Raw genomic sequence first — 25360 nt, 5'->3', positions numbered from 1 at the left:
TGGACCGCCCCCGCCGCGCCGGCGTCTCCTCGTTCGGCATCAGCGGCACCAACGCGCACGTCATCATCGAGGAGCCGCCGGCCGTCGAGGAGGCACCGGAGCCGCCGCGGCCCGCGGTGGTGCCGTGGGTCGTCTCGGGCCGGAACCCGCAGGCCGTCCGCGCGCGTGCGGCCGATCTGCGCGTCTTCCTGGGGACGCTGTCGGACGACGACCTCGCCGCCGCCGGGCGCGCGCTCGCGATCGGGCGCGCGGACCTGGACCACCGCGCGGTCGTGACCGGCGCGGACCGTGCGGAGCTGGCCGCCGCTCTGGGGGCGGTGGCGAGTGGTTCCGTCGCCCCGCAGGAGGTGTCCGACGGCAAGGTCGCGTTCCTGTTCACCGGCCAGGGAGCGCAGCGGCTGGGCATGGGCGCGGAACTCCACGCCGCTTTCCCGGTGTTCGCCGATGCCTTCGACGCCGCTGTGGCCGAGCTCGACCCGCACTTCGACGTGCCGCTGCGTGACGTGCTCTGGGGCGACGACGCCGGGGCCGTGAACCGGACGGAGTTCGCGCAGGCCGGGCTCTTCGCCTTCGAGGTGGCGCTGTTCCGGCTGGTCGAGTCCTGGGGCCTGCGGCCCGATCTGCTCGCCGGGCACTCCGTCGGCGAGCTGGCGGCCGCCCATGTCGCCGGTGTGCTGTCCCTGGCCGACGCCGCCCGGCTGGTCGCCGCTCGCGGCCGACTGATGCAGGCGCTGCCGGACGGCGGGGCCATGGCGGCCGTGGAGGCCACCGAGGACGAGGTACGGCCGCTGCTCACCGCCGGCACGGGCCTCGCGGCGGTCAACGGGCCGCGTTCGGTGGTGGTCTCCGGGGACGGGGACGCCGTCGCCGCCATCGCCGCCGCGTTCGCGTCGCGGGGCCGTCGGACGAGCATGCTGCGGGTGTCGCACGCCTTCCACTCGCCGCTGATGGAGCCGATGGTCGAGGACTTCCGGGCGGTCGCGGAGAGCGTCTCCTACGGCGTCCCGACGATCCCCTTCGTGTCCACCGTGTCCGGCGAGGCGGCCGACGCCTGGCGCACGGCGGAGTACTGGGTCCGGCACGTCCTGGCGACCGTGCGGTTCGCCGAGGGGGTGCGGACGCTGCGGGACCGGGGCGTCACGACCTTCGTCGAGCTGGGCCCGGACGCCGCGCTGTCGGCGGCGGGGCCCGAGTGCGCGCCCGAGGCCGCGTTCGTCCCGCTGCTGCGCCGCGACCGGTCCGAGGTCGCCCAGCTCGTGGCCGGGCTGGGCCGGGCCCACGCGCAGGGCGCGGCCGTGGACTGGGCTTCCTTCTTCGGCCCCCGTCCGTGGGTGGACACGCCGACCTATCCCTTCCAGCGCCGGCACTTCTGGCTGCACCCCACCGGCCGCGCCGTCGGCGGCGCGGCCACCGGGCACCCCGTGGTTGGTGAGGTCATCGAGCTGCCCGACGACCAGGGCGTCCTCTTCACCGGGCAGGTCTCGGCCGCCACCCACCCGTGGCTGGCCTCGTACGCGCTGCACGGGGCGGCCGTCGTCCCGGCGACCGTCCTGCTGGACATCGCGCTGCACGCCGCCCACCACGTCGGCCTCGCCGGGGTCGAGGACCTCGCGGTCGAGACGCCGCTGGTGCTGTCCGAGGCGGGCCCGGCGCGGCTGCACGTCACCGTGTCGCCGGAGGAGCGGGGCCGCCGCACGGTCACGGTCCATTCCCGTCCCTCCGCCGCTCCGGACGCCCCCTGGGTCCGGCACGCCACGGGCACGATCGCCGACCGGGCCGTCGCCTCGACGGCGGAAGCGCCCGCCGAGTGGCCCCCGGCGGGGGCCGTTCCCCTCGACCCGGAGGAGTTGGCGGACCGGCTGCTCGCGGTCGGCCACTCCGGCGCGGACCCGCTCGTCGGCCTGCGCGCCGCGTGGCGTGCGGGGGACGTCGTCCACGCCGAGGTCCAGGTGACCGAGGAGAGGGAGCAGAGCGGGTTCGTGCTCGACCCGAGGCTCCTGCAGGCGGCGCTGTCCGCGGCGGGCGCGGGCGGCGACGACGCCCGGATCCCGGCCGCCTGGTCGGGCGTCACCGCGACCTCCGTGACGACCGCCCCGCGCGGCCTCAGGATCCGGCTCTCCCCCACCGGCGCGGAGACCGCCTCCGTGGTGGTCACCGACACCGCCGGTGCGATCGTCGCCACCGTCGACGCGGTGACGTTCCGGCCGGTCGGCCCCCGCGAGTTCGCGGGCGCCGGCCTCGACCTCGGCTACGAGCCCGGCTGGACGGCGGTCGCGGTGTCGGCGCCCGTCGACGCGTCGCGCTGGGCGATCCTCGGGGACGACGAGCCGGGCTTCCCCGGCGAGCGTGTTCCCGATCTCGCCGCTCTGGGCCGGCTCCTCGACGAGGGCGCGCCGGTGCCCGACGCCGTCCTGGCGCCGTGCCCGGACGGCGGCGACGACGCGGAGGCGCGGCTCGCCCGGATGCTGGAGCTCACCCACGCGTGGCTGTCCGACGAGCGGTTCGCCGACGCCCGTCTGGTGGTGCTCACCCGCGGCGCGGTCGTCGTCCACGACGACGACCGGATCGACGACCTCGGTCAGGCCGCCGTCTGGGGTCTGCTCCGCTCGGCGCAGGCCGAGCATCCCGGCCGTTTCGTCGTCGTGGACGTCGACGCCGAGGCCGGCGCCACCTCGGTCCGGGCCGCGCTGGCCACCGACGAGACCCAGCTCGCCGTGCGCGACGGCGTCCCGTACGCGGCCCGCCTCGTCCGCTCGCCGGCCACGGCCGCGCCCGGCGGGGCGGCGCGTACGGCTCGGACGCTCGACCGGGACGGCACCGTGCTGGTCGTCTGCGGATCCGGCGAGGCGGCCGCGCCGCTCGTCCGGCACCTGGTGCGCGAGCACGGCGTACGGCACCTGCTGATCGGCCGGACGCCGGGCGCGACGCCGGAGGCCGCCGATCGCGCGGTGCTCGACGAACTCACCGCGCTCGGCGCCGAGGTGACCGTCGCACCGGGCGAGCTGACCGACCGCGCGAGCGTCGCCGATCTGCTGACCCACGTGTCACCGGAGCGTCCGCTGACGGCCGTGGTGCACGCGGTCGAGGAGTCGGACGACGGTGTGCTCACCGCGCTCACGCCCGACCGCGTCGCGGCCGTGTTCCGGCCGCGCGCCGCACTCGCCCGGCACCTGCACGAACTGACCGCCGACGCCGATCTCGCCGCGTTCGTGGTCTTCTCCTCCGCCTCGGGGACGCTCGGCGTGCCCGGACAGGCGCACACCGCGGCCGCCGCCGCGTTCCTCGACGCGCTCGCCCACCGGCGCGCACGCGAAGGCCGCCCGGCCGTCTCCCTGGCCTGGGGCCCGTGGAGCTGGCCGGACGGGGCGGACGGCAGGACGGACGACGGGGCGAGCGCGGCCGAGGCCGCGCGCAGGGCGCGCTCCGGGCTGTCGCCGCTGACGGTGGAACACGGCCTCGCCGCGATCGACCGGGCGCTCGCCGGCGGCCCGGCCAGGACGGTGCCGGTCCGGCTCGACCACGCCGAACTGCGCCGACAGGCACGGGCCGGCACGCTCGCGCCGGTCTTCCGCGGCCTCGTCCGCGCCCCGGCGGGCCGTACCGCGGGAGCGGGCGACGACCTCGCGCGGCAGTTGCGCGGCCTGGCCGAGGGCGAGCAGACCCGGGTCGTCCGCGAGCTGGTACGGACGCACATCGCGTCCGTCCTGGGGCACCGGAGCGCGGAGTCGGTCGACGACGAGCGCCCCCTCCAGGAACTGGGCTTCGACTCGCTCACCGCCGTCGAGCTGCGCAACCGGCTGGCGACGGCCCTGGACCTGAAGCTGCCCGCCACCGTGCTGTTCGACTACCCGACCGCGAGCGCGCTGGCCGAGCACCTGCGCGGCCAGGTCCTCGGCATCCGGCGGGACACCTCCGTCGTCCGGACGACCGGTGCGGACGACGAGCCGATCGCGATCGTGGGGATGGCCTGCCGCTATCCCGGCGGCGCGGTCTCGCCGGACGCGCTGTGGCGGCTGGTGGCCGACGGCACGGACGCCATCACCGGCTTCCCGACCGACCGCGGCTGGGACCTGGACGCCCTGTACGACCCGGACCCCGAACGACGCGGCACGACCTACACCCGCTCCGGCGGCTTCCTCCCCGACCTGGGCGGCTTCGACGCCGAGTTCTTCGGGATCAGCCCGCGCGAGGCCCTGGCCACCGACCCGCAGCAGCGGCTGCTCCTGGAGACGAGCTGGGAGACGTTCGAGAACGCGGGCATCGACCCCGAGTCGCTGCGCGGCAGCCGCACCGGCGTCTTCACCGGCACCAACGGCCAGGACTACCTGACCCTGATCTACGGCAACGACGACCTCGACGGCTACCTGATCACCGGCAACGCGGCGAGCATCGTCTCCGGCCGCCTGTCCTACACGTTCGGTCTTGAGGGCCCGGCCATCTCGGTGGACACGGCGTGCTCGTCGTCGCTGGTCGCTCTGCACCTGGCGATCCAGGCCCTACGCAACGGCGAGTGCGACCTGGCCCTGACGGGCGGCGTCTCGGTCATGTCCACACCCGCCTCCTTCGTCGACTTCAGCCGCCAGCGCGGTCTGGCTCCTGACGGGCGATCGAAGTCCTTCGCGGCGGCGGCCGACGGCACCGGCTGGGGTGAGGGCGTCGGCCTGCTGCTGGTCGAGCGGCTGTCGGACGCCCGCCGCAACGGCCACCAGGTCCTCGCCGTCGTACGCGGCTCCGCCGTCAACCAGGACGGCCGCAGCAGCCAGTTGTCCGCACCGAACGGCCCGGCCCAGCAGCGGGTGATCCGGCAGGCACTCGCCGGCGCCGGCCTGTCACCGGCCGACGTGGACGCGGTGGAGGCGCACGGCACCGGCACCCGGCTCGGCGACCCGATCGAGGCGCAGGCCCTGATCGCCACGTACGGCCAGGACCGCTCCGACGACCAGCCGCTGTGGCTGGGATCGCTCAAGTCCAACATCGGGCACAGCGCGGCGGCGGCGGGGGTCGCCGGGATCATCAAGATGGTCCAGGCGATACGCCACGGGGTACTCCCCCGTACCCTGCACGTCGACGAGCCCACCCCGCAGGTGGACTGGTCGGCCGGGAACGTCCGGCTCCTGACCGAGAGCCGTGACTGGCCGGAGCTGGACCGCCCGCGGCGCGCCGGCGTCTCGTCGTTCGGCATCAGCGGCACCAACGCGCACGTCATCATCGAGCAGGCACCCGACGACGACGCCGAACCGGTCGTCCAGGAACAGCACAGCGGTCCTGTCAGCTGGCTGCTCTCGGCCAAGTCCGAGGCCGCCTTGCGCGATCAGGCCGGGCGTCTGCTCGACCATGTCGAGTCGAACCCCGGCCTCGCTCCTGCGGCCGTCGCCCGGACGCTGGCCCACCGGACCGCTTTCGCTCACCGTGCCGGCATCACCGCCACCAGCTTGGGCGAAGCCACCGAAGCCCTGCGCGCCCTCGCCGCCGACCAGCCCCACACCCGTCTCGTCCAGGGAACACAGACCCCCGGGAAGACCGTGTTCGTCTTCCCCGGCCAGGGCTCCCAATGGACCGGCATGGGCCTGGAACTCATGGACACCTCACCCGTCTTCGCCGAGCACTTGCGGGCCTGTGACGAAGCCCTGCGCCCGCACACCGGCTGGTCCCTGCTGGATGTCCTGCGCGGTGAGCCAGGCTCGCTGGACCTCGACCGGGTCGATGTCGTCCAGCCGGCTCTGTTCGCGATCATGATCTCCCTCGCACGGCTGTGGCAGCACCACGGCGTCACCCCCGACGCCGTCATCGGCCACTCCCAGGGCGAGATCGCCGCCGCCCACATCGCCGGAGCCCTCTCGCTCGACGACGCGGCGAAGATCGTCGCCCTGCGCAGCAAAGCCATCCGCGACATCAGCGGCACCGGAACCATGGCCGCCATCCCCCTGCCCGCCCACGACATCGACACCACCGGCCGCGTCTCCATCGCGGCGATCAACTCACCCCACACCACCATCGTCTCCGGCGACACCGACACCCTCACCCGACTCGTCGCCGACTACCAGAAGCGTGGAATCGACGCCAAGACCATCCCCGTCGACTACGCCTCCCACTCCCACCACGTCGAACACCTCCGCGACCACCTCCTCCACGCACTCCACGACATCACCCCCCGCACCCCCACCATCGCTTTCCACTCCACCACCCACCCCGGCACCAACCCGCTCTGTGATGCCGCCTACTGGTACGACAACCTCCGCAACACCGTCCAACTCCACCCCACCATCACCACCCTCCTCGACACCGGACACACCCACTACATCGAGGTCAGCCCCCACCCCGTGCTGACCACCCCGCTCCAACAGACCATCGAAACGGCGAACACCCACGCCACCACCACCGGCACCCTCCGCCGCAACCACGGCGGCGCAACTCAGTTCCTCACCGCCCTCACCACCGCACACACCCACGGCACCCCCCTCAACCCCACCACCCTCCACCACCCCGGACCCCACACCCCCCTCCCCACCTACGCCTTCCAACACCAGCACTACTGGCTCAACCCCACCACCCCCGCCCCCACCGGCCACCATCACACCGGCCACCCGCTCATCGGGAGCACCACGGACCTGCCGGACGGGAGCGGTCACGTCTTCACGGGGCGGGTGTCGACGTCCACGCATCCCTGGCTCGCCGATCACGCGGTGCTCGGCACGGTTCTGCTTCCCGGCACCGCGTTCCTGGACATCGCGCTGCACGCGGCGACGCACCTCGGTCTCCGGCACGTGGAAGAGCTGACGGTGGAGAACCCGTTGACGTTCTCCGGAACGGCGGCCGTCCAGCTGCACGTCACCGTCACGCCGGAGGGCGAGGGCGACGACTACGCGGTGACGATCCACTCGCGTCTCGCCGACCGGCCGGACCAGCCGTGGACGCGGCACGCGAGCGGCACGATCGTCGCGGACGCCGGGCAGGACGGGCAGGACGGGCAGCCGGAGTTCGCCGGGGTGTGGCCGCCGTCCGGGGCGACGCCGGTGCCGGTCGAGGACCTGTACGACCGGCTGGCGGGTCTCGGTTATCTGTACGGCCCGGTGTTCCAGGGGCTCGGGGCGGCGTGGCGTGACGGGGACGTCCTCTACGCCGAGGTCCGGTTGCCGGAGGACGCGGAGGTCGGCGGGTTCGCCGTCCACCCCGCGCTGCTCGACGCGGCCCAGCACGCCCTCGCGCTCGGCGCGGGTCTGGACCGGCCGGACGGCCCTGTCCGGTTGCCGTTCTCCTGGTCGGGAAGCACGCTGCACGCCACCGAGGCGAGCGTGTTGCGCGTCCGGGTGACGCCCGTGGACGAGTCGACGGCGGCGCTGGAGATGGCCGACGAAGCGGGCCGTCCGGTGGTCACCGTCTCCGCGCTGAAGCTGCGCGAGCTGGTCGTCGACCGGCTGGACACGTCCCGCCATCTGCACAACGCCCTCTGGCGCCTGGACTGGACGCCGTCGGCCGCCGCCGGCGCGTCGTCCGTCGCCCCGGACTCCTGGGCGGTCCTGGGGGACGTCGTACCGGGGGGCGGTCCGCTCGCCTCGGGTGAGGCGTTCGCCGGTCTGCCGCGCCATCGGGAGCTGAGCGATCTGGTGCGCTCGATCGGCGACGGGGCGGACGTACCGGACGTGGTGCTGTTCCCCTGTGACGGCGGATCGCCCGAGGAGGGGGACCCGGCCGCCCGTACCCATGACGTCACCCGGCAGGTGCTCCGGCTGCTTCAGGAGTGGCTGGCCGAGGACCGTCTCGCGGCGTCGCGGCTGGTGGTGGTCACGCACGGCGCGGTCCCGGTGGTCGCCGACGAGCCGGTGCGCGACCTGGCGGGCGCGGCCGTGTGGGGACTGCTGCGCGCGGCGTGGTGGGAGGAGCCGGACCGGTTCGCGCTGGTCGACCTCGACGGGACGGACGCGTCGGTCGGCGCGCTCGGTGCCGCGATCGACTCCGGCGAGCCGCAGGTCCTGCTGCGGGACGGCACGGCCCATCTGCCGCGGCTGGTCGCCGCCGCTCCGCCGGAGGGGGCCGGGACGGTCGCCTTCGACCCGGACGGCACCGTCCTGATCACCGGCGGCACGGGGACGATCGGCAAGCACGTCGCCCGGCATCTGGTGGCCCGGCACGGCGTGCGGCGGCTGCTGCTGGTCAGCCGCTCGGGCCTGGACTCCCCCGGGGCCGTCGAGCTGGCGGACGAACTGCGGGCCGCCGGCGCCGAGGTGACGGTCGCGGCCTGCGACACCGCCGACCGGGACGCGCTGGCCGCCCTGCTCGCCGGGGTCCCGGACGAGCATCCGCTGACGGCGGTCGTCCACACGGCGGGTGTGCTGGCCGACGGTGTGCTCACCGCGCTCACCGGTGCGGACGCGGACAGCGTCCTGCGGCCGAAGGCCGACGCGGCGTGGAACCTGCACGTGCTGACCGAGGGCCTGGACCTCGACGCGTTCGTCCTGTTCTCGTCGGCGGCGGGCACGATCGGCAACCCCGGCCAGTCGGTGTACGCGGCGGCCAACGGCTTCGTGGACGCGCTGGCCGCGTACCGGCGGTCCCGGGGTCTGCCCGCCGCGTCGTTCGCGTGGGGTCTGTGGGCGGAGACCAGCTCGATGACCGCCGGGCTGGACAGCGTCGGGAAGGCCAGGCTCACCCGCAACAGCGCGGCGCTCGGCACCGAGCAGGGGCTGGCCCTCTTCGACGCCGGGCTGAAGCTGCGGCGGGAGGTGCCGCTGCTGATGGCCGCGCTGCGCCCGGCGACGGTCCGCGCGGACGACGAGGACATCCCGCCGATCCTGCGCACGATCGGGCGGGCGGCCGTCCGGCGCGCGAGCGGGCCGGCCCGGCGGGCGGCGGCCGCGGACCTGGCCGGTCGTCTGGGCGCGCTCGGCGAGGCCGAGCGGCTCGACCTGCTGGTGGATCTGGTGCGCGTCAACGTGGCAGCGGTGCTCGGCCACGTCGGGCAGGACGCGGTCGAGACCGACCGCAGCTTCCGGGACCTGGGCTTCGACTCGCTCACCGCCGTCGAGCTGCGCAACCGGCTGAACGGCGCCACGGGTCTGCGCCTGCCCGCCACGCTGATCTTCGACCACCCGACGACGAGCGCCCTTGCTGGGCATCTGCTGGCGGAGCTGCTCGGCGCGCGGGCGGAGACGGGAAGGCCGGCGTCCGTGACGACCGGCCGGGACGACGACCCGGTGGTGATCGTCGGGATGGCGTGCCGCTTCCCCGGCGACGTGCGCACGCCGGACGCCCTGTGGCGGCTCGTGGCCGAGGGCGGCGACGCGATCGGCGGCTTCCCCGCGGGCCGTGGCTGGAACGTCGAGGAGCTGTACCACCCGGACCCCGACCACCCCGGCACCTCGTACGTCGACCAGGGCGGTTTCCTGCACGACGCCGACGTGTTCGACGCGGAGTTCTTCGGGATCAGTCCCCGCGAGGCCCTGGCGACCGACCCGCAGCAGCGGCTGCTGCTGGAGACCGCCTGGGAGTTGCTGGAGAACGCCGCCATCGACCCGGCGTCGCTGCGCGGCAGCGGTACCGGGGTGTTCATCGGGACGGCCGCGCAGGAGTACGGGGTCAACGCGCGGCTCGCCGAGACCGGCACGGAGGGCTATCTGATCACCGGTTCGACGACGAGCGTCGCGTCCGGTCGCATCGCCTACACCCTCGGTCTTGAGGGGCCGGCGGTCACGGTGGACACCGCGTGCTCGTCGTCGCTGGTGTCCCTGCACCTCGCGGCGCAGGCGCTGCGCAACGGCGACTGCGACCTCGCGCTGGCCGGTGGTGTCGCGGTGATGGCGAGCCCGACGTTGTTCGTCGAGTTCAGCCGTCAGCGCGGGCTGGCTCCGGACGGCCGGTGCAAGCCGTTCGCGGGCGGGGCCGACGGGACCGCCTGGGGCGAGGGCGTGGGGCTGCTGCTCGTGGAGCGACTGTCCGACGCCCGCCGCAACGGCCACCAGGTCCTCGCCGTCGTACGCGGCTCCGCCATCAACTCCGACGGCACCAGCAACGGCCTCACCGCACCCAACGGACCCTCCCAACAACGCGTCATCCGACAAGCCCTCACCAACGCAGGACTCACCCCCACCGACATCGACGCCGTCGAAGCACACGGCACCGGCACCACCCTCGGCGACCCCATCGAAGCCCAAGCCCTCATCGCCACCTACGGACCCGACCGCCCCACCGACCGCCCCCTCTGGATCGGCTCCGTCAAATCCAACATCGGCCACACCCAGGCAGCCGCCGGGGCCGCCGGTGTGATCAAGATGGTGCAGGCCATGCGGCACGGGCTGCTGCCCAGGACGCTGCACGTCGACGAGCCGACCCCGCACGTGGACTGGTCGTCCGGCGGGGTGTCCGTCCTGGCCGAGGAACGGCCCTGGCCGGGCGAGGGCGGGGTGCGCCGCTCGGCCGTGTCGGCGTTCGGCATCAGCGGTACGAACGCGCACGTCGTCCTCGAATGGGATCCGGCGCTGGCCGACGTCCCGGCGCGGGACGGCCGTGACGGTGCCGACGGGGTTCCCGTCCCCTGGCTGCTGTCCGGCCGGACCGAGACCGCCCTCGTCGCGCAGGCGCGCGGGCTCGCCGATCACCTGGCCGGGCTGGAGGACTTCCGTCCCGCCGACATCGGCGTCTCGCTGGCCGCCCGTGCGGTGCACGAGCACCGCGCGGCCGTGACGGGACGGACCCGCGAGGAGTTCCTCTCCGGGCTCCGGGCCCTGGCGGACGGCGGTGCCGCGGCCGGCGTGACCGGCGGCGGCCATGTGGCCGTCGCCGCCGGCGGCGGCGGCGGGAAGAACGCGTTCCTGTTCTCCGGGCAGGGCAGCCAGCACCCGGGCATGGGCCGGGAGCTGTACGACCGGTTCGAGGTGTTCGCGGCCGAGCTGGACCGGATCTGCGCGCTGCTGGACGCACGGCTGGACGTGCCCCTGCGGTCGGTGATGTTCGCCGAGGAGGGCACGCCGGAGTCCGCCCTGCTGGGCGAGACCCGGTACGCCCAGCCGGCGATCTTCGCCCTGTCGGTCGCGCTGTACCGCCTGGTCGAGTCGTGGGGCGTGCGTCCCGACGTCCTGCTCGGGCACTCCATCGGGGAGATCGCCGCCGCGCACGTCGCCGGCGTCTTCGACCTGGACGACGCCTGTCTGCTCGTCGCGGAACGAGCGCGGCTGATGCAGGCGGTCCAGGCACGCGGCGCGATGGTCGCGATCAGGGCGGGCGAGGACGAGGTCGCCGAGTCGCTGCGCGGCTCGGCGGGCGCCGTCGCGATCGCGGCGGTCAACGCCGCCGACTCGACCGTGGTCTCCGGCGACGAGGAGGCGGTGGCCCGGGTGGCGGAGCTGTGGGCCGGGCGCGGCCGGAAGACGACGCGGCTGCGGGTCAGCCACGCCTTCCACTCCCCGCACATGGACGGCATGCTCGACGCGTTCCGCCGGGTCGCGGAGGGCGTCACCTACCGCACGCCCACGGCGCGGATCGTGTCCACCCTCACCGGCCGCCCGGCGGACGCGGGCGAGCTGGGCGATCCGGACTACTGGACGCGCCAGGTGCGGCAGCCCGTGCGGTTCCACGACGCGGTCGGCGCGCTCGCCGAGCTGGGGGTCGCGACCTTCGTGGAGATCGGGCCCGACGCGGCCCTGACCGCCCTCCCGGCGGCCGACGGCCCGGGCCACAGGATCGCCGTGCAGCGCCGGGACCGGCCGGAGGCGCGGACGCTGGTCGCGGCCGTCGCCGAGGCGGGCCTGCGGGGCGTGCCCGTGGACTGGCGCGCGTTCTTCGCCGCGTCGGACGCGCGGCCGGTGACCCTGCCCAACTATCCGTTCGAGGGGCGCCGGTTCTGGCTGGCCCCGGCTGCTCCGGCGGCCTCCTCGCTGGGGATGGACAGCGGGACGCACGACCTGCTCAGGGCCGTGACGTCGCTCGCCGAGACCGGTGGGCTGCTGCTGAGCGGCCGGGTGTCCCGGCGCACCCATCCGTGGCTCGCCGAGCACACCGTGAACGGCACCGCGCTGGTGCCCGGCACGGTCTTCCTCGACATGGCCGTCCACGCCGCGGCGGTCGGCGGTTGCGGCCGGATCGAGGAGCTGACGGTCGGGACGCCGCTCACCCTGCCGGAGGGCGGCTCGGTCGACGTCCAGGTGGCGGTGTCCGCTCCGGACGCGGACGGCGTCAGGTCGATCACCATCAGTTCGCGCGCCGCGACCGTCCCGGGCGACGGCGAGCGTCCGTGGACGAGGCACGCCACCGGGACGCTCGACGAGCAGGCGGCCGAGCCGTTCGGCGACTTCCCCGCGGCCTGGCCGCCGCCGGACGCCGAACCGGTCGACCTCGACGGGATCTACGACGCGCTCGCCGGCATCGGGGTGGGCTACGGTCCGGCGTTCCGGGGACTGCGGGCGGCCTGGCGCGTCGGCTCCACGGTCTACACCGAGGCGGACGTCCACGAGGAGGGCGGGACGGCCGGGGTGCATCCGGCGATGCTCGACGCCTCGTTGCACGCGCTGGCGGGTGACCACCCGTCGCTGGACGCGGGCGAGGAGATCCTGCTGCCGTTCTCCTGGCGCGGTGTCACGCCGCACACCTGGCGGGCCACGTCGATCAGGAGCCGGCTGACCCGGACCGGTCCGGACACGCTGGCCGTGGCCGTCACCGACGCGGACGGCGTCCCGGTCGCCTCGGTCGAGGCGCTGGTGGTGCGGCCGGTTCCGGTGAACCGGATCAGCGTCCGGCGCCAGGAGGCGTACCGGCTCGACTGGGTCGCCGGTCCCGGCCGCCCGGCCGCCGCTCAGGTCTCCCTCGCGGTGATCGGCGGCCACGGCGGACTCGCGGCGGCCCTGGCCGACGCGGACGTGCCGGCCGAGTTCCACCCGGACGTGTCGGAACTGCTGTCGGGTTCCCGTCCCCTGCCCGGCGCGGTGCTGCTGCCCCTCGACGCCTCGGCCGGCGGTCCCGACGAGGTGCGCGCGGCCGTCGCCGGGGTGCTGCGGGTCGCGCAGGAGTGGCTGGCCGAGGAGCGTACGGCCGCGTCGCGGCTCGTGGTCGTCACCCAGGGCGCGGTCTGCGCGGGCGCCGAGGACGCCGCCGCGGATCTGCCGGGGGCGGCCGTGTGGGGGCTGCTCCGCAGCGCCCAGAACGAGCACCCGGGCCGGTTCGTCCTCGTCGACGTCGACGGCAGCGCGGCGTCGGCGCGGTCCCTGGCCGCCGCGATCGCCCGCGACGAGCCCCAGGTCGCGCTGCGGGAGGGCCGCCCTCTGGTGCCCCGTGCCGCCGCGGTCCCGGTGCCTGATGCCGAGGCGTCGCCGCTCGACCCGGAGGGCACCGTGCTGGTCACCGGCGGTACCGGCGCCCTGGGCGCGGTCGTCGCCCGCCATCTGGCGGTGCGGCACGGTGTACGGCACCTGGCGCTGCTGAGCAGGCGGGGGGCCGACGCGCCGGGAGCGGAGGCGCTGCGTGCGGAGCTGGCGGGGTACGGCGCCGATGTCACCCTCGTGAGCTGCGACGTCGCCGACCGCGCGGGTCTGGCCGCCGTTCTCGCCGGCATCCCGGCCGACCGGCCGCTCACCGCCGTGGTGCACACGGCGGGGGTGCTGGACGACGCCGCCCTCACCAATCTGACGCCGGACCGGGTCGACACGGTGCTGGGCCCGAAGGCCGACGCGGCCTGGCACCTGCACGAGCTGACGGCCGACGCCGGCCTCGCCGCGTTCGTCCTGTTCTCGTCGGCCGCCGGCACGCTCGGCACCCCCGGGCAGGCCAACTACGCCGCCGCCAACGCCTTCCTCGACGCCCTCGCCGCGCACCGGCGTGCCCACGGGCTGCCCGGCGTGTCCATGGCCTGGGGTCCGTGGCCGTCCGCGGACGGGATGGCGGCCGACGCGCGGCGGGTCCGGCAGGCGGCGCTCGTCCCGCTGTCGGAGGCGGAGAACCTGGCCCTGTTCGACGCGGCGCTCACGGCGGACCGTCCCGTGCTGCTGCCGCTGCGGTTCGACCGCGCCGCGTTGCGCGCGGCGGACGCGGCGACGCTCCCGCCGATGCTGGCCGGGTTCGCCGCCGCCCCGCCCCGTCCGCGGGCCGGGCGCACCCCGATGGCGCGGCGCCTCGACGGGCTCACCGGGGCGCAGCGGCGCAGGGTGCTGCTGGACGTCGTACGGGAGCACGTGGCGTCCGTGCTCGGGCACGACGACGTCGACCGGATCGCCACCGACCGGGGCTTCACGGAGCTGGGCTTCGACTCGCTGACCGCGGTGGACCTGCGCAACCGGCTGTCCGCCGAGACGGATCTGCGGCTCCCGGCCACGCTGGCCTTCGACTACCCGAACCCGCAGGCGCTCGCCGAGCACCTCGCCGGCGAACTGCTCGGCACCGGCGAGGACGCCGCCGCCCACACCGCCACGCAGGCGGCGGGGGCGGACGACGACCCCGTCGCGATCATCGCGATGGCCTGCCGGTTCCCCGGCGGGGTGCGGTCCCCGGAGGACCTGTGGCGGCTCGTCGCCGACGAGGTCGACGCGATCGGACCCTTCCCCGGCGACCGGGGCTGGAACGTCGCCGACCTCTACGACCCCGAGCCCGAGCGGACCGGGAAGTCGTACACCCGCGAGGGCGGCTTCCTCTACGACGCCGCCCGGTTCGACCCGCACTTCTTCGGCATGAGCCCGCGTGACGCGACGGCCACCGACCCCCAGCAGCGGCTGCTGCTCGAGACGGGCTGGGAGGCGTTCGAACGCGCGGGGCTGGACCCCGAGTCGCTGCGCGGCAGCCGTACCGGGGTGTTCACGGGCGTCATGTACGGCGACTACGCGGGCCGGCTGCTGAACGCGACCCCCGGAGAGTACGAGGGGTTCGTCGGCACGGGCAGTGCGGGCAGCGTCGCCTCGGGCCGGCTCGCCTACACCTTCGGTCTCGAAGGCCCGGCGATCACCGTGGACACCGCGTGCTCCTCGTCGCTGGTCAGCCTGCACCTGGCGGTGCGGGCGCTGCGCGACGGCGAGTGCGATCTGGCGCTGGCGGGCGGCGTCACGGTGATGGCGACGCCGGCGCCGTTCGTGGAGTTCAGCAGGCAGCGCGGGCTCTCCCCTGACGGGCGGTGCAAGCCGTTCGCCGCGGGCGCCGACGGCGTCGCCTGGGCCGAGGGCGCGGGTCTGCTGCTGGTCGAGCGGCTGTCCGACGCGCGGCGCAACGGGCATCCGGTGCTGGCGGTGCTGCGCGGGTCGGCGGTCAACCAGGACGGCGCCAGCAACGGGCTGACCGCGCCGAACGGCCCGTCCCAGCAGCGGGTGATCCGGCAGGCCCTCGCCGACGCGGGGCTCCGGGCGTCCGACGTGGACATGGTCGAGGCGCACGGCACGGGCACCCCGCTGGGCGACCCGATCGAGGCGCAGGCGCTGATCGCCACCTACGGCCAGGACCGGCCCGCCGACCGGCCGCTGTGGATCGGCTCGGTCAAGTCCAACATCGGGCACGCCCAGGCCGCCGCCGGGGTCGCCGGCGTCATCAAGGCCGTCGAGGCGCTGCGCAACGGGCGTCTCCCCCGCAGCCTCCACGTCGACAGCCCGTCCCCGCACGCGGACTGGGCGGAGGGGAACGTGGCCCTCCTGACGGAGGCGCGGGACTGGCCGGCCCACGAGGGGCCGAGGCGGGCGGCGGTGTCGGCGTTCGGCATCAGCGGCACCAACGCCCATGTGATCATCGAGGCGCCGGACGGCGTCGCGGACCCGGGCGCCGAGCCGGACGAACCGTCCGGCCGGCCGGACCGGGAGCCGGACGGGGAGCCGGACGGGCCGGTCGTGCCGTGGGTGCTGTCGGCCAAGACGGACGCCGCGCTCACCGCGCAGTCCGACCGGCTCCGCGGCTTCCTGCGCGCGCACCCCCGCTACCGGCCCGCCGACATCGCCCGCGCCCTCGGTGCGCGTTCGGTGTTCGCGCACGGCGCGGCCGTGGTCGGACGCACCCGGGACGAGCTGCTGTCCGGGCTCGACGCGCTCTCCGCCGGGCGGACCGCGCCCCATGTGATCCGTGGGGCCGCGGCCAGGGACGGCGCGACCGCCTTCATGTTCTCCGGTCAGGGGTCGCAGCGGCCGGGCATGGGCAGCGGACTGTACGCGGAGCACCCCGAGTTCCGGCGTGCGCTGGACGAGGTCTGCGCGCACTTCGACGGGGTGCTCGACCGGCCGCTGCGCGACCTGATGTTCGCGCCCGCCGGTTCCCCGGAGGAGGACCTGCTCCACGAGACCCGCTACACCCAGCCGGCGCTGTTCGCGCTGGAGGTCGCGCTGTACCGGCTGCTGCGCAGCTGGGGCGTCGTCCCCGACTATCTGATGGGGCACTCGGTGGGCGAGTTCGCCGCCGCCCACGTCGCCGGCGTGCTGTCCTTGGCGGACGCGTGCGCGCTCGTCGCCGCGCGCGGCCGGCTGATGCAGGAGCTGCCCCGGAACGGGGCGATGGTGGCGATCGGCGCGAGCGCCGACGAGGTCCGCGCTTCGCTGGCGGGCCGGGAGGACACGGTCGGCATCGCGGCGGTGAACGGCCCGGCCGGAACGGTCGTGTCCGGTGACGAGGTCGCCGTGATGGCGGTCGCCGGGGAGTGGGCCGAGCGGGGCCGCAGGACCAAGCGGCTGCTGGTCAGCCACGCCTTCCACTCGCCGCTGATGAAGCCGATGGTGGCCGCGTTCCGCGAGGTCGCCGAGGGCATCCGGTTCGCCGAGCCCGCCATCCCGATCGTGTCGACCGTCACCGGCGAGGTCGTCGCGGCGGACACGATGACGTCGGCGCGGTACTGGGTGGACCAGGTGCTCCAGCCGGTCCTGTTCGCCGCGGCCGTGCGGACCCTGCACGAGGCGGGCGCCCGCTCCTATCTCGAACTCGGCTCGGACGCGCTGGCCTCGCTGGCCCCGGACTGCCTGCCCGAGCAGGAGGCCAGGCCGGTGGTCGGCGCCCTGCTGCGCCGCGGCGCGAGCGAACCGGAGTCGCTGGTCACCGCGCTGGCGAGGGCCCGGATCACGGGCGTCGGCGTGGATCTGGCGGCTATGTTCCCGGACGCCCGCCGCGTGGACCTGCCCACCTATCCGTTCCAGCGCGAGCGGTACTGGCTCAGCCGTCAGGCCGCCGACGCGCCGGCGGACCTGGGGCTGTCCAGGACGACGCATCCGTTCATCGGCGCGGAGACCGAACTGCCCGACGGCGGGTTCCTCTTCACCGGCCGGATCTCGGCGGACGCCCAGCCGTGGCTCACCGATCACGCCGTCCACACCGCGCCGGTCGTCCCGGCCAGTGCCCTGGTCGACCTGGTCCTGTACGCGGGCGGGCGGTCCGGGCACGGTCGGATCGAGGAGCTGACGATGTCCGCTCCGCTCGTCCTGCCCGAGACCGGGGCGGTCCACGTCCAGGTCGTCGCCGGCCCGTCCGACGAGTCCGGACACCGGCGGGTCACCGTCCGGTCCCGTCCCGCGCACGCCGCCGACGACGCCGAGTGGACCCGGCACGCGGACGGCGCACTCGGCCACGCCGAGCGCACCTCGACGGCCCGCTCCGAGGCCGCGCCGTGGCCGCCGTCGGACGCGACCGAAGAGGACGTCGAGCAGATCTACGCACAGCTCGCCGACCTCGGACTCGGCTACGGCCCCGCGTTCCGCGGACTGCGCCGCGTGTGGCGGCACGGTACGGAGGTCCTGGCCGAGGTCCACCTGCCCGAGGCGACGACGCCGGGCTTCCACGTCCACCCGGCGGTGCTGGACTCCGCCCTCCACACCCTCGCCTACGCCTACCCGGACGTGGACAGGGCCGAGGGAGTGCCGGTGCCGTTCTCCTGGTCGGGCGTCGCCGGACCCGGCTGCGCGCCGGACGGTGTCGTACGCGTCCGGCTCCGGACGGACGGCGACGCCTTCGCACTGCGCCTGACCACGGAGAGCGGCGACGAGGTCGCGGCGATCGAGTCGCTGGCGGTACGGCACCTGACCCCCGACCAGCTCGGGTCCGGCCGGCACAGGCTGCAGCGGGCACGGTTCGCGGTCTCCTGGACCGAGATCACACCCACGGCACGCCCGGAGGACAGGCCGCACACCCGGATCGACTGGCTCGACGACCCGGCGCCCAGCCTGCTCGTCGCCCTCGCCGGCATCGCCGAGCCGCGCGCGCTGACCGACGACGCGCCCGCCCCCGACCTCGTCCTCCTGGACTGCACGGACCACGACGGTCCCGGAGACCAGGCCGAGCGGACGCGCCGCGCGACCCACCGGGTCCTGGAGGTCGTCCGGACGTTCCTCACCGACGACCGGTTCGCCGCCTCCCGGCTGGGCGTGCTGACCCGATCGGCGGTCGCCGCCGTGCCCGGCGACACGGTCGAGGACCTGGCGGGCGCCGCCGTCGGCGGACTGATCCGCTCGGCGCAGAGCGAGAACCCGGACCGGATCGTGCTCGTCGACCTCGACGACACCGACGAGTCCGCCCTGGCCCTGCCCGCCGCCCTGCACGCCGACGAGCCGCGGCTCGCGGTGCGCGCCGGACGGACGTACGCGGCCCGCCTCACCCCCGTCACCGACGACGGGGACACCCTCGCGCCGCTCCCCGCCGACGGCACCGTGCTCGTCACCGGCGGCACCGGAACGCTCGGCGCGCTGGTCGCCCGTCATCTCGTACGGCAGCACGGTGCCCGGCACCTGCTCCTCACCAGCCGGCAGGGCCCGGCGGCGGCCGGCGCGGCGGAACTGGCCGAGGAACTGACCGGACTCGGCGCCCACGTCACCTTCGGCGCGTGCGACGTGGCGGACCGTGCCGCCCTGGCGGAGCTGCTCGCCGCCGTCCCCGAGGAGCATCCGCTCACCGCCGTCGTCCACACGGCCGGGGTCCTGGACGACGCCACCGTCCCCGGTCTCACCCCGGAACGCGTCGACTCCGTCCTGCGGCCGAAGGCCGAAGCCGCCTGGCATCTGCACGAGCTCACCGCGGACCTGGACCTCACCCACTTCGTCCTGTTCTCGTCCGCCGCCGGAGTGCTCGGCGCGGCGGGCCAGGCGAACTACGCGGCGGCCAACGCCTTCCTCGACGCGCTCGCCGAACGGCGCCGCGCCCAGGGCCGTCCCGCCGTCTCCCTCGCCTGGGGCCTGTGGGCCGCAGGAGGCGCGATGGGCGAGAAGCTCGGGGCCGCCGACCGGGCCCGCATCGGCCGCGGCGGCATCCTGCCGCTCGGCATCGAGGACGGTCTCGCGCTGTTCGACTCCGCCCTCACCGGCGACCGCGCCACCCTGACGCTCGCCAGGTTCGACCTGCCGTCGCTGCGGGCGCAGGCGCGGCACAGCGCACCGCCGGCGATCCTGCGGGACCTGGTGGGCGCCGCGCCGCGCCGCCGCGCCGGAGCAGCCGACCGGCCCGTGCTGGCGGGCCTCCTGGCGGAACGTTCCGAGGCCGAACAGCTCGAAGTCCTGCTGGAGTTCATCCAGGAGGAGATCGCGATCACGCTGGGGCACGCCGAGCCCGCCGTGGTCGAGCCGGACCGCGGCTTCCTCGAACTCGGCCTCGACTCCCTGACCGCGCTCGAACTCCGCAACCGGCTGAGCGACGCCGCCGGCCGGCGGCTGCCCGCCACGATGTTGTTCGACTACCCCACCCCGCGCAGGCTCGCCACGCACCTGCGCGAACTGCTCGCACCGGCCGAGGAGCCGGACACCACGGTCCGCCGGCTCATCGCCTCCGTCCCGCCCGAGCGCCTGCGCGCGGCGGGCCTGCTGGAGGCCGTGCTCGCCCTCGCCGACACCACCACCCCGACCCTCCCGACCGCCTCGACCACCTCGGCAGAGGCGGCCGGACCCGACAGCACGCATGAGGACGACGAGACGGACCTCCTCGACGCCGACGTCGAGGACCTCGTCCGCATCGCCCTCAGCGACACCGACTCGTGACCGACCCGAAGCGACGGAGCCGACGAATGAACATGCCGGACGAGAAGGTCGTCGAAGCGCTGCGCGCCTCGCTGCTGGAGAACAAGCGCCTGCGCCGGCGGCTGCAGCAGCGGTCCGACGCGGCCTCCGAGCCGATCGCGATCGTGGGGATGGCCTGCCGCTATCCCGGCGGGGCGGTCTCGCCGGACGCGCTGTGGCGGCTGGTGGCCGACGGCACGGACGCCATCACCGGCTTCCCCACCGACCGCGGCTGGAAGACCGAGGACCTCTACGACCCCGCCCCGGACGCGCACGGCAAGTCGTACGTGCGCGAAGGCGGATTCCTGCACGACGCGGCCGAGTTCGACCCCGGCTTCTTCGGGATCAGCCCGCGCGAGGCCCTGGCGATGGACCCGCAGCAGCGGCTGCTCCTGGAGACCAGCTGGGAGACGTTCGAGGACGCGGGCATCGACCCCCGGTCGCTGCGCGGCAGCCGCACCGGCGTGTTCACGGGCGTGATGTACGACGACTACGCGACCCGGCTGCGCCGGATGCCGGAGGGCATGGAGGACCAGGTCGTCACCGGCAGCGCGGGAAGCGTCGCCTCCGGACGGCTCTCCTACGTCCACGGCTTCGAGGGGCCCGCGGTCTCCCTGGACACGGCGTGCTCGTCGTCGCTGGTGTCCCTGCACCTGGCGATCCAGGCCCTGCGCAACGGCGAGTGCGACCTGGCGCTGACGGGCGGCGTCACCGTGATGGCCACCCCGGTGGCGTTCACCAGCTTCAGCCGTCAGCGCGGCCTCGCCGCCGACGCCCGGTGCAAGCCGTTCGCGGGGGCGGCCGACGGGACCATCTGGGGTGAGGGCGTGGGGCTGCTGCTCGTGGAGCGGCTGTCGGACGCCCGCCGCAACGGCCACCAGGTGCTGGCCGTCGTACGCGGCTCCGCCGTCAACCAGGACGGGCAGAGCAGCCAGTTGTCCGCACCGAACGGCCCGGCCCAACAGCGGGTGATCCGACAGGCGCTGACGAGCGCCGGCCTGTCACCGGCCGACATCGACGTGGTGGAAGCACACGGCACCGGCACGACCCTGGGCGACCCGATCGAGGCCCAGGCGCTGCTCACCGTCTACGGCCAGGACCGCTCCGACGACCGGCCCCTGTGGCTGGGCTCGGTGAAGTCCAACATCGGGCACACCCAGGCCGCCGCGGGCGTCGCCGGAATCATCAAGATGGTCCAGGCGATACGCCACGGGGTCCTGCCGAAGACCCTGCACGTCGACAAGCCCACCCCACATGTGGACTGGTCGGCCGGGAACGTCCGGCTCCTCACCGAGAACCATGACTGGCCGGAGCTGGACCGCCCGCGACGCGCGGCCGTGTCCTCGTTCGGCATCAGCGGCACCAACGCGCACGTCATCATCGAGCAGGCACCCGACGACACAGAGACGGCGCCTCAGGAGCAACACACCGGTCCCGTGAGCTGGTTGCTCTCGACCAGGACCGAAGCTGCGCTGCGCGATCAGGCCCGGCGCCTGCTCGACCATGTCGGGTCCAACCCCGGCCTGGCCCCTGCGGCCGTTGCCCGGACGCTGGCTCACCGGACGACCTTCGCCCACCGTGCCGGCATCACCGTCACCAGCTTGGACGAAGCCACCGAAGCCCTGCGCGCCCTCGCCGCCGACCAGCCCCACACCCGTCTCGTCCAGGGAACACAGACCCCCGGGAAGACCGTATTCGTCTTCCCCGGCCAGGGCTCCCAATGGACCGGCATGGGCCTGGAACTCATGGACACCTCACCCGTCTTCGCCGAACACCTGCGGGCCTGCGACGAAGCCCTGCGCCCGCACACCGGCTGGTCCCTGCTGGATGTCCTGCGCGGTGAGCCCGGCTCGCCGGACCTCGACCGCGTCGACGTCGTCCAGCCCGCGCTCTTCGCGATCATGACCGCCCTCGCGCGGCTCTGGCAGCACCACGGCGTCACCCCCGACGCCGTCATCGGCCACTCCCAGGGCGAGATCGCCGCCGCCCACATCGCCGGAGCACTCACACTTGACGACGCGGCAAAGATCGTCGCCCTGCGCAGCAAGGCCATCCGCGACATCAGCGGCACCGGAACCATGGCCGCCATCCCCCTGCCCGCCCACGACATCGACACCACCGGCGTCGGCGCCGGCCAGGTGTCCATCGCCGCGATCAACTCACCCCACACCACCATCGTCTCCGGCGACACCGACACCCTCACCCAACTCGTCGCCGACTACCAGAAGCGCGGAATCGACGCCAAGACCATCCCCGTCGACTACGCCTCCCACTCCCACCACGTCGAACACCTCCGCGACCACATCATCAGCGCACTCGACGACATCACTCCCCGCACCCCGACCATCGCCTTCCACTCCACCACCCACCCCGGCACCAACCCCCTTCTTGATGCCGCCTACTGGTACGACAACCTCCGCAACACCGTCCAACTCCACCCCACCGTCACCGCTCTTCTCGACACCGGACACACCCACTACATCGAAGTCAGCCCCCACCCCGTGCTGACCACACCACTGACCCAGACCATCGAAACCACCACCACCCACGCCACCACCACCGGCACCCTCCGCCGCAACCACGGCAACCACACCCAGTTCCTCACCGCCCTCACCACCGCACACACCCACGGCACCCCCCTCAACCCCACCACCCTCCACGCCCCCGGACCCCACACCCCCCTCCCCACCTACGCCTTCCAACACCAGCACTACTGGCTGGACGCCTCTGCCGGAGCCGGCATGGAGGACGCGGCTTCGGCGGGGCTGGACGAGGCGCCCCATCCCTTGCTCGCCACTCTCGTCGAACTGCCCGACGGGCAGGGCCTGGTGGCGACCGGACGGGTCGGAATCGACACGCATGCGTGGTTGGCCGGCTACCTGCTGGAGGACAAGGTTGTCCTCCCCTCCGTGGCGGTCCTCGATCTGGTGTTGTCCACGGGAGAGTTGCTGGGCCTGGACCACCTCGAAGAGCTGACGCTGGACGCGCCCGTGGTCCTGCCCGAAGAGGGCGGCGTGGACCTGCGGGTGCAGATCTCCGGCGCGGACGAGGCCGGCGATCACACGGTCAGCGTGCACACGCGCGTGGGCGGTGTGTGGACGCGGCGCGCGATCGGGGTGATGAACGCGTCGCCCGGCGCGCCGGCGGTCGAGCGGCACACCGTCGCGGCTTCGGAGCGCGTGGGCGGCGAGAACCTCGACCGGCTGACGGAGCGCCTCGGCGGGGCCGGGTACGAGCACGACGGTGTGTTCCGGAGCGTCCGCGCGTTCTCCGTGCCCGGCGACGGTGTCGTCGAGGTCCTGACGGATCTTCCGGACGACGTCGGTGTGGACGGGTACGGCTTCCATCCGGCGCTGCTGGCCGCCGCCCTCGACGGCGGGCTGGCGCAGTCGTCGCAGGAGACGCTGGTCCCGCTGCGGTGCACGGACGTCCGGCTGCACACGACGGGCGCGACCAGGGCCTCCGTCCGGCTGGTCGCCCGTGAGGACGGCGGTGTTGCCGTCAGTGCCCTGGACGGTACGGGTCTGCCCTTCCTGACGGTGGGTTCGCTCACCACCCGGCCGCTCACCGAGGCGGATCTGGCGCTCCCGTCGGGCGGGCCGCTCCACCCGCCGCTCGTGCTGGAGTGGACGGAGCCCGCGGCCCCTGCCGACGCGGCGGATGTGTCCGACGTATCCGATGTGCCGGACGTCGAGACCCTGACGGTCGAGGCGGTCCCCGGGACCGGGCCCGAGGCCGTCCCCGAGGCCGCGCACGCCACGGCGCTGCGGACGTTGCGGGCGGTCCAGCAGTGGCTGGAACGGGAGCAGGACTCCGGCTCCCGGCTGGTCGTGCTCAGCGGGGGCGCGGTCGCCACGGGGCACGGCGACGATGTCACGGACCTGGCCGCCGCCACCGTGTGGGGGCTCGTCCGTGCCGCGCAGAACGAGCATCCGGACCGCCTGGTCCTGCTGGACCACGACAACACCCGGGCGTCGCTCGATGCCGTGGACGCCGCCGTCCGTACGGCGGTCGCGACGGGCGAGGCCCAACTCACCCTCCGCGACGGCCGCTGCCTCGTCCCGCGTCTCGTCCCCGCCGCCGAGGGCGGAGCCGAGACGCCCCGCCTCGATCCGGGCGGGACGGTCCTGGTCACCGGCGGCACCGGCACCCTCGCCGCCCACATCGCCCGTCATCTGGTCACCCGGTACGGTGCCCGGCATCTGCTCCTGGTCAGCCGCCGTGGTCCCGCCGCGCCGGAGGCCGACCGGATCCGCGACGAGCTGACCGGACTCGGCGCGCACGTCACGATCGCCGCGTGCGACGTCGGCGACCGCGACGAACTGGCGGCCGTTCTGGCGGACGTACCGGACGAGCACCCCCTCACGGCCGTCGTCCACACCGCCGGTGTCCTCGACGACGCGACCGTCGCCAACCTCACGCCCGAGCAGGTGCGCACCGCGCTCCGGCCCAAGATCGACGCCGCGTGGCATCTGCACGAGCTGACCGCGGACGCCGACCTCGCCGCGTTCGTCCTGTTCTCCTCCGCCGCCGGAACGCTCGGCACGCCCGGACAGGCCAACTACGCCGCCGCCAACACCTGGCTCGACGCGCTGGCCCACCACCGCCGCGCCCAGGGGCGTCCCGCGGTCAGCCTCGCCTGGGGACTGTGGACCGACGCCAGCGAGATGACCGGGGCGCTCGGCGAGGGCGACGTCGACCGGCTCAACACGACCGGGCTGCGGCCGCTGTCCGTCGGTGACGCGCTGGGACTGTTCGACGCCGCGCTCCGCGACGCCGGCCATCCGCATCTCGTCCTGGCCCGGGTCGACCGGGGCGCGATGCGGCGGCACGCCCGGGACGGGGCGCTCCCGGTGCTGTTCGAGCGGCTCGCCCCGGGCCGGCCGCGCCAGGCCGACGCGGGCGGCGCCGCGCTCGCCGAGCGGCTGCGCGGCCTGGACGACAAGCGTCGCGTCCAGGCGCTGCTCGACCTGGTGCGCGGGCACATCGCGGCCACGCTGGGGCACCGGTCCGCCGCCGATGTCGCCCCGGGGCAGGCGCTGAAGGAGCTGGGGTTCGACTCGCTCACCGCCGTCATGCTGCGCAACCGGCTGTCGGCCGCGACCGGCCTCCGGCTCGCGACGACGCTGGTCTTCGACTACCCCTCGGCCACCGCGATCGCGAACCACCTGAACGACTGCTTCGGCGACGCCGGCGGGACCGGGGCGGGAGTGCTGCAGCCCGAGCTGGAACGGCTGGAGGCAGCCGTGGCCGAGGCGGACCTGGACGACGAGGGACGCGACCGGCTGGAGGCCCGGCTGCGGTCGCTGCTGCAGCGGGTCACCGAGTCCCGGACGGCGGGGGACGCGCCCGCCGACGACGACCTGGCGTCGGTGAGCGACGACGAGCTGTTCGACGTGCTCGACGAGGAGCTCGGTCTCTCCGGGCTGAACGAACGATGACACAGCGGGTCT

Annotated in this window: 2 protein-coding genes; both read left to right on the top strand. The window is 74.7% G+C overall.

The annotated features are described in order from the left end of the window. Positions 1-19889: SDR family NAD(P)-dependent oxidoreductase (locus tag ACFW1I_RS21285; RefSeq protein ID WP_384672176.1), on the top strand; the 19889-nt coding region annotated here is incomplete at its 5' end. A 32-nt stretch (positions 19890-19921) separates the two neighbouring features. Continuing rightward, positions 19922-25348: an SDR family NAD(P)-dependent oxidoreductase gene (locus ACFW1I_RS21280; protein WP_384672178.1), complete on the top strand. Its 5427-nt coding sequence runs from the start codon at positions 19922-19924 to the stop codon at positions 25346-25348. Positions 25349-25360 lie beyond the last annotated feature (12 nt).

This window comes from Streptomyces sp. NPDC058955 (assembly GCF_042741435.1).
In the GTDB taxonomy this organism is placed as follows: Bacteria; Actinomycetota; Actinomycetes; order Streptomycetales; family Streptomycetaceae; genus Streptomyces.
Note: the sequence above shows the minus strand (reverse complement) of the source record. Positions and strands in the feature narration are given on the sequence as shown.